Here is a 12,243-nt window from a genome sequence, read left to right as displayed (position 1 = left end):
ATCCAGTTCATGCCGCGGGACCTGGGCGTGTTCCTGCACGCGCAGCCGCTGATCCGCGTCAGCCTGGAGGAGCGCATGAGCGGCGAGGTGATCGCGGCGGTGGCGGGCGGGCAGGCGGATATCGGTGTGTTTGCCGACAACGTCGCGGCCGGCGCGCTGGAAAAATTCGAGTACCGCCGCGACCGCCTGGTGGTGCTGGTGCCGCCGGATCATCCGTTGGCGGCGCGCGCCGAGGTGGCCTTCGCCGACGCGCTCGAATACGATTTCGTCGGCCTCAACCCGGGCAGCTCGCTGCTGCAGCGGCTGGCCGACGCCTCGGCCGCGCTGGAGCGCGTGCTCAAGCTGCGCGTGCAGGTCAGCAGCTTCGATGCGATCTGCCGCATGATCGAGGCGGGCCTTGGCATCGGGGTCTTGCCAGAGGGCGCCGTGCGCGCCGAGATCCTTGGCGCCGGGTTGCGCGCCATCCGCCTTGCTGATCCGTGGGCCTCGCGCACGCTGTGGCTTGGCGTGAAATCGGCCGCGGCGCTGCAGCCCGAGGCGCGCAAGCTGTTCGATCACCTGCTGGCGCCGCGCTGAGGCGGCCGCTTCAGCCTTGCGCTTTCGGAAAGGGTGCTGACGCATTCCGACATGTTCATCTGCTTGCGCGACTGCCATGATGGCTTCCGGCTAAACCGCAGAGAGAGCAAGCGCGACATGATTGACCACCTCGACCACCTGGTGCTGACCAGCACCGATGCCGGCGCCACCATCGATTTTTATACGCGCGTGCTCGGCATGCAGATGGAGACCTTTGGTGAGAACCGCGTGGCGTTCCGCTTCGGCAACCAGAAGATCAACCTGCACGTGCGCGGCGCGGAGTTCGAGCCGAAGGCGCACCTGCCGGTGCCCGGCGCGTTGGACCTGTGCTTCATCGCGTCGATCCCGCTCGATGCGGTGATCGAGCGGCTGCGCGCCGCCGGCTGGCCCATCGTTGCGGGTCCGGTCGCGCGGACCGGCGCCACGCAGAAGATCCGCTCCGTCTACTTGCGCGATCCGGACCTGAACCTGATCGAGATCTCCGAGCTGGCCGCGCCGTGACCAGCGCGACGGCGTTGAATAACGTGCCGGCGCGAGCGCTGCGCGTGCTGCTCGCGCCCGATTCGTTCAAGGGCAGCCTGGACGCGCCGGCGGTGGCCCGGCATATGGCCGAGGGCATCCGCCATGCGCTGCCGCACGCCGTGGTCACGCAGGTACCGATTGCCGATGGCGGCGAAGGCACGGCCGCCGTGGTGGCCGCGGCATGCGGCGGGCGCTGGCATGCGGTGGACGTGACGGATGCCAACGGCCAGCCGGTGCGCATGCCGTTTGCCGCCTGCGAGAGCGCAGCGCTTGGCGCCTTCGCGATCTTCGATGTGGCGGCGGTGGCCGGCCTCCCCGACGCCGCGGCGGCGCCCGGCGCGCGCACCACGCGCGGGGTGGGGCAGGCCATACGCGGGATTGCCGCGCGAGGTTTCGCCACCATCGTCATTGGCCTGGGCGGCTCCTCGACCAACGATGCCGGCGCCGGCATGCTCTCGGCGCTGGCGTTCGACTTCCTCGATGCCGCGGGCGAGCGCATCGACCCGGTGCCCGACAATCTTGCGTCGATCCGCAGCCTKCGCCCTCGCGTCGATGCGGACCTGCTGCAAGGGCTGCGCCTGGTGGCGCTCACCGATGTCGCCAGCCCGTTGTGCGGGCCGCATGGCGCCAGCATGATGTTTGGCGGGCAAAAAGGCGTGGCGGACCTCGCGCAAGCGGACGAGGTAATCGGCGAGTTCGCGGCCCGTTGCGAGCTGACGCTCGGTTGCCACGCAGCGCAAGCGCAGGGCGCGGGCGCCGCGGGCGGGCTGGGCTTTGCCATGCGGCTGCTTGGCGCGCCATTGCTGCCGGGAGGCCGCTTTATTCTCGATACCGCCGGGTTGGCGACGGTGGACGGGTACGACTGGATCCTGACCGGCGAAGGCCGCTCCGATCGCCAGACCTTGCTTGGCAAAGGCCCGGCGCTAATCGCGGCGCTGGGACGCCGGCACGGCGTGCCCGTGACCTTGCTATCGGGAGCGATTGCCGATGGCGCGCTGCTGCGCGAGGCATTCGATGGCTGCTTCTCGGTGCAGGCCGGCCCTGCGTCGCTGGCCTGGTCGATCGCGCAGGGCGGGGCGCTGCTGGAAGCCGCCGCCGCGCAGCTGGCGCGGCTCTACGCGGCCGCGCGGCGTTCCGCTTAGAAGGACGACCAGTCGGACGCCGAGGCCGGCGCCGCAACAGCACGCGGCGCCACCTGTGCCACCGGTGCGGCGCGGCGCGGCGACGATGCCGCGGGCCGGCTTGCGGCTCGCACGGCATGGGGCACAGCCGCACTCGCCGCACTCGCCGTGCCGGCTACGCCCTGGTTGCCCAGCCGGAACACCGCCACCGTGTCTTTCAGCTTGGCGGCTTGCTCTTCCAGCGATTGCGCCGCCGCCGCCGCTTCCTCCACCAGCGACGCGTTCTGCTGCGTCACTTCATCCATCTGGCTCACCGCGTGCGCGACCTGGTCGATGCCGGCGGTCTGCTCGACGGACGCGGCGGAGATCTCGCCCATGATGTCGGAGACGCGCTGGATGTCGCGGATGATCTCGGTCATGGTCGAGCCCGCCTGGTCCACCAGCGCGGTGCCGGTCGTCACGCGCGCCGAGGATTTGTCGATGAGGTCCTTGATCTCCTTGGCGGCGCTGGAGGAGCGCTGCGCGAGCGAGCGCACCTCGCCGGCGACGACCGCGAAGCCCCGGCCTTGCTCACCGGCGCGCGCCGCTTCCACGGCCGCATTCAGCGCCAGGATGTTGGTCTGGAAGGCGATGCCCTCGATGATGCTGATGATGTCGGCAATGCGGGTTGAGCTCTCGTTGATCTCGCTCATGGTCGCGACCACGTCGCGGATCACCTCGCCGCCGTGATTGGCGGTTTCCGATGCCGTGGCAGACAGCACCGCAGCCTGGCGCGCGTTGTCCGCGTTCTGCTTGACGGTGGTGGTGAGCTCTTCCATGCTGGCCGCGGTTTCTTCGAGCGACGCGGCTTGCTGTTCGGTACGCGACGACAGGTCGATGTTGCCGGCGGCAATCTGCCTGGTGGCCGCCGCGATCGTTTCGCTGCCCGTGCGCACGGACAAGACGGTTTGCGCCAGGCCGTCCTGCATCTTCGCGATGCCCGACAGCAACTGGCCCATTTCATCCTGCGAGTGGATTTCAACGGGGCGGCTCAGGTCGCCCGCGGTGATGTGGCCGAAGTGCGCGAGCGCCGCGTCGAGCGGGCGCGCAATGGCGCGGCGCAGGGCCACCCAGCTATAGATGGCCAGCGCCAGCCCCGCCAGCAGCGCGGCAATGGTGATCGCCCTGAAGGTGGCATAAGACGCCTCGGCGGCCTCATAGCTGCGCTTGGCCAGGGCCGACTGGAACTGGCTGAGCGTTTCGCCGCTGGCTTGCAGCGCGGCGTAATACGGCGTTTGCGCGACCCCCGCCTCGACGATCTTCTGGTGGTCGGCCGACTTGACGGCGGCGGTGAAGGCATCGAGCGCAACGTACAGCGCCTTGCGCTTGGCGATGACATCCTGGGCCAGCCGCTCTTCTTCCGCGTCGCGCGGCAGGGACAGGTAACGCTGCCAGGCGGACTCTGACTGCGCCAGGAATTTCTCCGTGCGGGTCAGCAGTTCGGCAGCGTGGGGAGATTCCGGCTCCATGCCGGCGCTGAACAGCGCCRTGCGGACCCGGCCCAGCCAGATATCGGCCTGCGCGATCGCCATGGCGCTCGGCATCTGGTTGGCATACGTGGCGTGGTTCGCCGCGTTGCTGCGCGACATGCCGAGCAAGCCCAGCGCACCGACGACAAGCAGCAAGACGGAAAGCACGAGCATCGCAATGGCGAGCCGTGCCTTGATGGTTAAGTTGGGGAGCATTGTTTAATCCATGGATTGAGAGGGATCTCAATGCTCGTTTACGGCGACGCCATTTGAAGTTGAAGCAAGGCTTCGATACGCGGGATGTCTGCTACAACCACGAACGCGCGGAGCCAATCGGGCGCGCGCGTGGTGGGTAGCCCCCGGGCAGGCAGGCGGGCGAAGCTGTAGGCCAAACTTGTCTACCAGGGCGAACAGAGATTCCCGCTGCCTGGACAATGACGGCCTCGCGGCTGCCCGCTCGGAACGTGCGGCGAAGCCCGAGGAAGGACGCAGGGGAAACCGCCACGCATGCCTTCAACGGCGCATGCCTTCAACGGCGCATGGCGCGCGTTGGTGCGATTGGCGTAGCCGCCACCATCTCGCGCACCATCGCGCGAAAGCGCATCACGGCTGCCGGCAGCACGCCTTGGCGCATCGCGAGGTGCAGGGGCGCGCTCAGCGGCGGGCTATCGCCCAGCGGGCGATAGACGATATCCTCGCCACCCAGGCGGTGCATGGACGCGGGCACCACGGACACGCCAAGGCCTGCTGCCACCAGGCTCAGCGTGGCCGGCAGGCGCGGTGCTTCCTGCGCCACCAGCGGACTGAAGCCCGCGGCGCGGCAGGCGGTCAGGATCGCGTCATACAAGCCGGGCCCGGCAGGGCGGCGATAGAGAATGAACGGCTCGCGCGCCAGCGCTGACAGCGGCAGCGCGCCGGCCTGCGCCGCCAGCGGATGCCCGGCCGGCAACGCCGCCAGCATCGGCTCGTCCAGCACGGCATCGAGCACCAGCCCGGCGGTGCTGCCCACCGGCGAGCGGACGAACGCGGCGTCCAGCCGCTCGTGCAGGATCGCCTCCACCAGCTCGCTGGTGCCGGCTTCCTCCAGCGTCACGGCAACGCCCGGCACGCTTTCGCGAAACCGGCGCAGCACGGCGGGCACGAAGGGGTGCAGGGCGGCGGAGCTGGTAAAGCCCACCGCCAGCCGCCCTTGCTCCCCGGCCGCGGCGCGGCGCACCACATCGGCCACGCCTTCGGCGCGGGCCAGCACGGCGCGGGCCTCTTCCAGCAACGCCAGGCCGGCCTCTGTCGGGCGCACGYCGCGCGGCAGGCGGCGCATCAGCAAAACACCAAGCTCCTCCTCCAGCCCGCGCAACAGGCGCGTGAGCGGCGGCTGCTGCATGCCCAGGCGCTCGGCGGCGCGGGTGACGTGGCCTTCCTCGGCCAGGACGACGAAGGCGCGCAGCCGGCGTAGCTCAATCATTGCCATACTCTCAGGGTATTGAAAACGTGCTCAATATGCATTGGAAATCATAGCAGTTCGGCTCTATCCTGACGGCATGCATCGGGCATCCACGGAGCACGGCCATGCAAGAACAAGATCTGGGCAAGGACGACGACAAGGACAACGACAAGGACGCCGATCTTCCCGCGTCGTCGCACCCGGGCAACCTGCTTGCGTTCCTGGCGTGGCTAGACGCCAYGCCGCGCACCTTCGCCGACACCATGGAGGCATGGCGCACGTCCTGCCCACGCCTGTCCGCGTGGGAGGATGCGACGACGGCCGGCCTGGTGGGCATGGCGTCCCGGCCCGGCGTGCCGCGCGCGCAGGCCATCGTCGCGCTGACCGCCAAGGGCAGGGCCGCGTTGCGGCAAACCAGGCAGGCTGCGGCGCCAAATGCTCCAGATGCACTAGATGCGCTAGATGCGCTAGATGCGCCAGAGGCGCCCGATCTTCCGAGGCACCAGAACCGAACCCGCAAAGGAGCAGCAATGACTTGGTCAGCCAAGCAATACGTGAAATTCGAGAACGAACGTACCCGCCCGGTGCGCGACCTGCTGGCCGCGGTGCCGGGGCGCGAGCCGCGCGTCGCGGTGGACATCGGCTGCGGTCCGGGCAACTCGACCGAAGTGCTGGCCGCCTGCTTTCCCGGCGCGAGCGTGACCGGGCTGGACAGCTCGGCCGACATGGTCGAAGCCGCGCGCAAGCGGTTGCCTGGATTGCGGTTCGAGGTAAGCCGCATCGAAACCTGGTACGACCCGGGCCCCTACGACGTGATCCTCGCCAACGCCGTGCTGCAATGGCTGCCCGACCACGGCCGCCTGCTGCCCGCGCTTGCCGCGAAGCTGGCGCCCGGCGGCAGCCTCGCAATCCAGGTGCCCGACACGCTGGACACGCCCGCGCACCGCCTGATGCGCGAAGTCGCCGCCGACGGCCCGTGGGCCGGTAAGCTGGCCGCCGCTTCGCAGGCGCGTACCGGGCTGCAGGGCGCTGGCTGGTACTACGAACTGCTGCGCACGCATTGCGCAGCGGTCGATGTCTGGCACACCACCTACCACCACGCGCTGGCCGGTGGCCCGGCGGCGATTGTCGAGTGGTTCAAGGGCACCGGCCTGCGCCCCTTCCTGGACCCGCTGGATGAAGCCGAGCGCGCGGCTTACCTGGTGCGCTACACCGCGGAAGTGGCGCGCGCCTATCCGCCGATGGCGGACGGCACGGTGCTGCTGCCGTTCCCGCGGTTCTTCATCGTGGCCACGCGCTGACGGGCGGGGCCGGGGATTGTTTCAGGCGCTGGCTGTGAGCGCGCTGACGTCCATCACGTACATCTGCCGTTCGCCGTCATGGATCGAGTCAATGCAGGCGTGGCGGCCGTCGCGGCTCCAGCGCGGATGCAGGTCGCAGCGGTTCTCTTTCTTCAGGCCCGGGTCCGTGTAGAAGCTGCCCAGGTCGTGGCGCAGGCCGGTGGCCACGTCGTAGAGAAAGAGGATCCGCTCGTTGGTGGCACTGTCTGGATAGGTGTCGCTGAGCAACCAGTTGCGCGCCACCGGCGAGAACGTCATGTGGCCGTTTTCGGTCAGCACGCCCTTACCGACGACCTGCACCTCGCCGCCCACGCTGTCGTGATAGAGGTGGTAATGGATGCTGCCGGCGTGCGGCCCCCACACGATGATGTGTTCGTCATCCCGCCACAGCGGATGCGAGATCTGGTACTCGGACTTCTCGTAGTCGAACGTGCCGACCGCGTTGGGATCGAAATCCTCCGCGAGCTGCGGCAGCGGATGGTCGGAGCACTCCAGCAGGCGCAGGTCGGAGCCGTCCGGATTGACCGTGATGAGCCGGTGCAGGAAGCACGTCTCGTCCTTGACGCGCTCGGTCCAGCGGTGCAGCAGCAGCACGCGCGACGAGCCCGGATTGATCTCGATATGGCTGACCCAGTGGATGGCCTTGTCCATCGAGGCCTTCGGGTGGAAGTTGCGCAGGTCCTGGTAGCTCAGCACCAGGCGCGTCTCGCCGGTACGCAGGTCCATGTAGTGGATGCCGTCGTTTGCCGGCGCGTTGGGCAGAGGCGGTTGTGGCGTCGCGTCGCTGTAGCCGATGGTCTGGTGCGTCATGTACAGGCGGCGGTAATTCACGCAAAGGCTGTACTCGCTGCTCGGCGCGACCACATACACGGGCATGGGCAGCGTCTTGTCTTCGCCCGTCTCCACGTTGTGCAACGTTGCGCCTAAGTGCGGATAAATGGCCGACGCGTCGTCCGTCCGGCAGTTGTAGATGAGCTGCCTGCCGGGCGCGCCATCCAGCCACTGCAGTTGCGCTCCCATCTGCCAGTTCCAGGCGGTGGTCTGGCCTACGCGGTGGAAGCGGTCGCCGTCCTGCAGGTCGAAGAAGCCGATCTCGGCCACCAGGTCCGGTGTCAGTTCGGCGTCGGCCATCGGCACGCGCTGCGCCAGCACGTAGCGCTGGCTGCGGTCCCAGGTGCTCTTGTTGTAGTAGCCGAAGAAATGGTGGAGGCCGTCCGCGCCCAGCCGCCGGTAGGGCTGCGGGCTGGCAATGATGCGTGAGGAATGCATGAGGCTGGGTTTCCGTTGAGACTGGGTGTGCTGGTGCAAGGCGGGTTTGCCGCCTTGGTATTGCGCGGCTTTACTCCGTGTTATTCCGCGCTGATCTTGCCCTTGGCGATGACCTGGTCCCAGCGCGCTTTTTCCGTCGCGATAAAGCGCTGCGCGGCGTCGCGGGTGTTGGCCACGGGGGTCATGCCTTGCTCCTGCAGACCCTGGCGGAACTCGGGCGTGGCGACGATCTGCCGGATATCGGCGTTGAGCTTGTCGGCGATCGCGTCCGGCACCTTGGCGCTGACGGCCACCGTGGTCCAGGACGTTGCCACGAAGCCGGGATAGCCGGACTCCGCCGCCGTCGGCACGCCGGGCAGCGCGGGCGAGCGCACCTTGCCGGTCACGGCCAGCGCCTTGAGCTTGCCCGAGCGGATGTAGGACAGCGTGGTCGGCGGGTTCTCGAACATCATGTCGATCTGGCCGCCCAGCAGGTCGGTCATGGCCGCCGCGCTGCCTTTGTAAGGCACATGGACCAGCGGCGCGCCGGCGTTGAGCTTGAAGAGCTCGCCCATCATATGGACCGAGGACCCGACACCCGCCGAGCCGAATGTCATCGTGTCCGGGCGCTGGCGCGCGGCCGCTGCCAGCTGCTGCAGGTTGCTGGCGGGCACCTTCGGGTTCACCACGACCACGTGCGGCATCTCAGCCAGCACGGTGACGATCTTCAGGTCCGTGGCCGGGTTGTAGTTGAGCTTCTTGTAGGTGTTGTATGTGGCGTGCAGGCCGATGGAGCCAAGCAGCAGGGTGTAGCCGTCGGCAGGTGCATCGACCACGGCCTTGCCGCCGATATGGCCTCCCGCGCCCGGGCGGTTTTCCACCACCACGGATTGTTTGTAGAGCCGGCCCAGGCGGTCTGCCAGCATGCGGCCCTGCATGTCGGAGCTGCCGCCAGCGCTGAACGGCACGATGATGCGAATGGTCCTGTCGGGGTATCCCTGCTGGGCGAACGCGCTGCCCGCGAAGGTGGCGCCTAGGACGGCCGCGGCTACGCAGGATTTCCAGCCATGCTTGAACAGCAACTTTCGCAATTTCCGCTTCATCGGTGTGTTCTCCCTCATTTTTGACCACCAGGCCCGGCTATCGGCGGCGGCGTTCGTCTTGATCGTGCGGCGAGTGTAGGGGGGCGACCTTATTCTGAATAATGCTTTATCGGGAGGGGGCTATGCAGCCGTGATATATCCTCCCGATCTGATCGATCGTGACGTTTCCCATGCCCAGACCCCTGAATTTCCGTGAAATCGAAGCCTTCCGGGCGGTGATGCTCACCGGCACCACCACCGCCGCCGCCGTGATGCTGCACACGACCCAGCCGTCGGTGAGCCGGCTGCTGGCCCAGATGCAGGCCGCGGCGGAGCTCAAGCTGTTCGATATACAGAAGGGGCGGCTACGCCCCACGCAGGAAGCGCGCCGCTTGTTCGAGACGGTGCAGCATCACTTCATGGGGCTGGCAAGGATCGAGCAGGACGTGGCGGTGCTGCGTAAGTCGGGCACCGGCGTACTGCGCATCGGCTGTACACCATCTCTCGGGCTGGGCGTGATGCCGCAAGTGGTCGGCGAGTTCTCGCGCCGCCACGCCGATGTGCATGTCAACCTGCAGACGGTAGGCGGGCACCATCTGCGCGAGGGCCTGCTCAATGGTCAGTATGACCTGGTGCTGTCCACCAGCCATCTCGACGATCCCCACTTCGATGTGCGGGTCATGCATCGCACCAGCGCCGTTTGCGTCATGCATCCCGGTCACGCGCTGGCCGGGCGCGGCACGATTCACGTGCGCGACCTGCAGGGCCAGTTCCTGCTCACCCTGAACGCCGATGACGAACTACACGTGGCGTTTCTGCGCGGCATGCGGCAGTGGCAGGTGGAGCCATCGGCCACCATCGAGACCACTTACTCCGGCACGATCTGCAGCATGGCGGCTGAGGGGGCCGGCATCGGCATCGTGAACCCGTACGTGGCCGAGGTATTCGCGCATGGGCTGCGCGTGCTGCCGCTGCTGCCGGCTTGCCCGGTGGAAGTGCGCATGGCGCTGTCCAGCCAGTCGGCCAGCTCCGCAATTACCGAGGAATTCGCCGCGCTGCTGGAGACTCGCTTTGCAGCGCGCGACGCGCGCTGATCCGGCCAGGCTCAGGCCTTGCGCAGGTAGCAGGCCTTGAGCATGAAGCTGCCGGCGTCCATCTTGCAATCGACCTCGTGGTCGCCGCCCACCAGCCGGATGCTCTTGACCTTGGTGCCCATCTTCAGCGTGATGGATGAGCCCTTGACCTTCAGGTCCTTGATCAGCACCACGGCGTCGCCGTCGTTCAGCACGGCGCCGTTGGCATCTTTCACCACGGCCTGGGCGCTGTCATCGTCCTGCGCGGCGGCCACCATGGCCCACTCATGGCCGCAGTCGGCGCAGACGTAGTTGTCGCCGTCGGGGTAGGTGTTTTCCAGGGCGCATTGGGGGCAGGCGGGGATGGTGGGCATGACGGCTTCCGGTTGCTTGAGGCTYGAGATTTTTGGGGGCTAGAGTATAGCGKGCGGGGCGGCGTTGCCGCCCAAAGCCGCTTAGCCTTTCCAGCGGCCGTGTTACTCCGGCGCGCCGCGAGGCGCGACGCGCAGGACGTTCGTGCGCCAGGCCGGCCTAGTTGCCGTGGCTGGCGTCCTTCGCATCGCGCAATGCCAGAGCCTGGCGGTTGCGTGCGCTGCCGCCGCGCCGACGGTCCGCCAGCGGCAGGCCGCCGCGCGCGGCCATCTGCCGGGAGCGCTGCTCCAGCCGCATCAGCATGTCATCCAGTTGCGCGACTTCCTTGTCCTCGAGTGCATCCAGCAGTTCAAGGTTGACCTGTTTCGTCAGCGGGAAGATCTCGGCGTACAGGGCCTCGCCCGCAGCGGTCGGCGCCAGCGTGACCTGCCGTGCATCACCGGGCCGCGCCACCCGGCTGATCAGCTTCTTGTCCACCAACACCGTGATCGTGCGCGAGGCGCGGGGACGGTCCAGGTGGGCCAGTTGCGCCAGCTCGGACGAGCTCATCGCACCGTGCGCGGCGAGCAGCGCCAGCAGGCGCCATTCCCTGCGGGTGATGCCGAATTGCCCTTCGCAATAGCGGATCACGATGCCACCGGCATCCGCCAGCAGGCAGCTCAGCCGGTAGAGGAAGAGGTCTTCGATCGATTGTGGCTGGTTCAGGCGATCTACGGCTGGATTGGAAGCTGGCATGGGGGCGGCCCAGATGAATCGAATCATAGGTTCGTGATCGCGCGGCCTGGCAAGGAGGCGCGCGGGAAGCTGCATTACAGGCCTGCGGCGTCACGGCGTCAAGAAATGCAATGAATGCGGCGCGCTGCGCAAGGGCCTGACGGTGCAGCCGGTCATGGMATAGGCCTTGGAAACGCCGTTCATCGTCAGCGTGCGCGCCGCCAGGCGCGGCTCGACCGCGGCGATGGTATGGACGCGCGCGCCGTCAAACATCAGGTGCTCGTCGATGTCATCCGACAGGATCAGCACGTGCGGGTGCGCCAGCCGCATCTCGGCAAGCGCCGCCAGCTCGCCGTGCGTGTAGACCGCGCCTGTGAGGTTGGATGGCGAATTCAGGATGAGCCAGTGCGTCCTCGGGCCGATTACCCTGGGGAGGGCGGCCGGCGATGGGGGCGCTCATCGGACAGACCCGCGCGGGCCGTATCGAGAAGGATCGTGCCTGGCTTGCGCGGCGCGAGGCATCGCGTCCAACCTGTCCATCCGGGCGTGGCCGGTTGGCCGCGATGGACTGGCGATGGGGCCGGAAATGATTGAAATGATTGATTAGAACAATCGACGGCATGGCAAGTAGAGTTGTCCGGCATGACGGCGCCGTGAGGCGCCGCAGTGCGAGTGCATGCATAACAAAACAACGGAGACCACGCCATGTTCCATCGCCTTGCCGCCCCATTGCGGGCCGCAACCCTTGCGCTCCTGCTCTGCGCGCCGGGACTCGCCGCGCACGCCCAGGAGCGCTATCCGGCCAAGCCGGTGCGCTTCGTCAACTCGTTTCCGCCCGGCGGCCCGTCAGATTTGCTGGCCCGTTCAGTGGCCGAGGTGCTGCAGGGCGAGCTTAAGCAGGCCTTTGTGGTCGAGAACAAGCCGGGGGCGGGCGGCAACCTGGGCGCAGGCGCGGTGGCCAAGAGCCCGGCCGATGGCTACGCGGTGCTGTTCGGCATCGATACCACCTTTACCGTCAATCCGCATATCTACAGYACCATGCCGTTCCGGCCCGGCGAGCTCAAGCCCTTGATGATACTGGCCAGTTCGGGTTTGCTGGTAGGCGCGTCGCCGTCGTCGGGCATCGCTTCCTTGCCGGACCTGGTCAAGCAGGCCAAGGAGAAGCGCCTGAACTTCAGCTCCGGCGGCAGCGGCAGTCCGGGCCACCTGGCCATCGAGGAGTTCCAGCGTGCCACCGGCCTCAAGC

12 protein-coding genes and 1 pseudogene are annotated in these 12,243 nt (G+C 67.7%); 6 read left to right on the top strand and 7 right to left on the bottom strand.

Annotated features, from left to right (window positions below; translation table 11 throughout):
• The 3 genes from AC1DS3_RS26995 to AC1DS3_RS26985 form a co-directional block, all read left to right on the top strand.
• The coding region (locus AC1DS3_RS26995) for a LysR substrate-binding domain-containing protein (protein ID WP_477128318.1) at positions 1-576 on the top strand (576 nt) is incomplete at its 5' end.
• Between the two features lie 117 nt (positions 577-693).
• Positions 694-1,077, top strand: coding sequence for a VOC family protein (locus AC1DS3_RS26990; RefSeq protein WP_441630143.1), 384 nt, complete (start codon positions 694-696; stop codon positions 1,075-1,077).
• The gene (locus AC1DS3_RS26985) at positions 1,074-2,240 is read left to right on the top strand and encodes a glycerate kinase (RefSeq protein WP_441630145.1); all 1,167 of its coding nucleotides are present in this window, start codon (positions 1,074-1,076) and stop codon (positions 2,238-2,240) included. Before AC1DS3_RS26990 ends, AC1DS3_RS26985 begins: the two co-directional genes overlap by 4 nt.
• On the opposite strand, the gene AC1DS3_RS26980 is transcribed toward AC1DS3_RS26985, so the two are convergent.
• Entirely contained in the window at positions 2,237-3,943 is a 1,707-nt protein-coding gene (locus AC1DS3_RS26980; protein WP_477128317.1) for a methyl-accepting chemotaxis protein, read from the bottom strand. The two genes, AC1DS3_RS26985 and AC1DS3_RS26980, sit on opposite strands and share 4 nt — an antisense overlap.
• 313 nt (positions 3,944-4,256) lie before the next feature.
• The gene (locus AC1DS3_RS26975; protein WP_477128316.1) at positions 4,257-5,195 is read right to left on the bottom strand and encodes a LysR family transcriptional regulator; all 939 of its coding nucleotides are present in this window, start codon (positions 5,193-5,195) and stop codon (positions 4,257-4,259) included.
• Between the two features lie 503 nt (positions 5,196-5,698).
• On the opposite strand from AC1DS3_RS26975, the gene tam reads away from it, so the two are divergent.
• Positions 5,699-6,469, top strand: coding sequence for a trans-aconitate 2-methyltransferase (gene tam / locus AC1DS3_RS26970; protein WP_441630444.1), 771 nt, complete (start codon positions 5,699-5,701; stop codon positions 6,467-6,469).
• Between the two features lie 21 nt (positions 6,470-6,490).
• Here the strand turns inward: tam and AC1DS3_RS26965 are convergent, their stop codons facing one another.
• Together AC1DS3_RS26965 and AC1DS3_RS26960 are read right to left on the bottom strand one after the other, a co-directional pair.
• Complete coding sequence (locus AC1DS3_RS26965; RefSeq protein ID WP_441630150.1) at positions 6,491-7,777, bottom strand: hypothetical protein; 1,287 nt, start codon at positions 7,775-7,777, stop codon at positions 6,491-6,493.
• Between the two features lie 80 nt (positions 7,778-7,857).
• Complete coding sequence (locus AC1DS3_RS26960; protein WP_441630152.1) at positions 7,858-8,859, bottom strand: Bug family tripartite tricarboxylate transporter substrate binding protein; 1,002 nt, start codon at positions 8,857-8,859, stop codon at positions 7,858-7,860.
• Between the two features lie 170 nt (positions 8,860-9,029).
• Between AC1DS3_RS26960 and AC1DS3_RS26955 the strand changes: the two genes are divergently transcribed.
• On the top strand, positions 9,030-9,932 hold the full coding sequence (locus AC1DS3_RS26955) for a LysR family transcriptional regulator (protein WP_441630154.1): 903 nt from the start codon (positions 9,030-9,032) through the stop codon (positions 9,930-9,932).
• An 11-nt stretch (positions 9,933-9,943) separates the two neighbouring features.
• On the opposite strand, the gene AC1DS3_RS26950 is transcribed toward AC1DS3_RS26955, so the two are convergent.
• The 3 genes and pseudogenes from AC1DS3_RS26950 to AC1DS3_RS26940 form a co-directional block, all read right to left on the bottom strand.
• Positions 9,944-10,285 carry a zinc ribbon domain-containing protein YjdM gene (locus AC1DS3_RS26950; RefSeq protein WP_043347137.1) on the bottom strand — a complete coding sequence of 114 codons (342 nt, stop codon included), beginning with the start codon at positions 10,283-10,285 and terminating at the stop codon, positions 9,944-9,946.
• Positions 10,286-10,442: 157 nt separating this feature from the next.
• Positions 10,443-11,018, bottom strand: coding sequence for a MarR family winged helix-turn-helix transcriptional regulator (locus AC1DS3_RS26945; protein WP_441630156.1), 576 nt, complete (start codon positions 11,016-11,018; stop codon positions 10,443-10,445).
• A gap of 147 nt (positions 11,019-11,165) precedes the next feature.
• Positions 11,166-11,420: pseudogene (locus AC1DS3_RS26940) on the bottom strand (aminotransferase class I/II-fold pyridoxal phosphate-dependent enzyme); the annotation flags it as partial.
• A gap of 282 nt (positions 11,421-11,702) precedes the next feature.
• Here AC1DS3_RS26940 and AC1DS3_RS26935 point away from each other — a divergent pair.
• A partial coding sequence (locus AC1DS3_RS26935; protein WP_477128315.1) for a Bug family tripartite tricarboxylate transporter substrate binding protein occupies positions 11,703-12,243 on the top strand: 541 nt, incomplete at its 3' end.

The organism is Cupriavidus sp. 01L46 (assembly GCF_056399905.1).
This window is presented reverse-complemented; position numbering and strand designations above follow the sequence as displayed.

What these genes read in the sequence shown, in the direction of transcription:
- AC1DS3_RS26990 (WP_441630143.1), top strand. Translation starts at nt 694, where the DNA reads ATGATTGACCACCTCGACCACCTGGTGCTGACCAGCACCGATGCCGGC.
- tam (WP_441630444.1), top strand. Translation starts at nt 5,699, where the DNA reads ATGACTTGGTCAGCCAAGCAATACGTGAAATTCGAGAACGAACGTACC.
- AC1DS3_RS26965 (WP_441630150.1), bottom strand. Translation starts at nt 7,777, where the DNA reads ATGCATTCCTCACGCATCATTGCCAGCCCGCAGCCCTACCGGCGGCTG.
- AC1DS3_RS26960 (WP_441630152.1), bottom strand. Translation starts at nt 8,859, where the DNA reads ATGAAGCGGAAATTGCGAAAGTTGCTGTTCAAGCATGGCTGGAAATCC.
- AC1DS3_RS26955 (WP_441630154.1), top strand. Translation starts at nt 9,030, where the DNA reads ATGCCCAGACCCCTGAATTTCCGTGAAATCGAAGCCTTCCGGGCGGTG.
- AC1DS3_RS26950 (WP_043347137.1), bottom strand. Translation starts at nt 10,285, where the DNA reads ATGCCCACCATCCCCGCCTGCCCCCAATGCGCCCTGGAAAACACCTAC.
- AC1DS3_RS26945 (WP_441630156.1), bottom strand. Translation starts at nt 11,018, where the DNA reads ATGCCAGCTTCCAATCCAGCCGTAGATCGCCTGAACCAGCCACAATCG.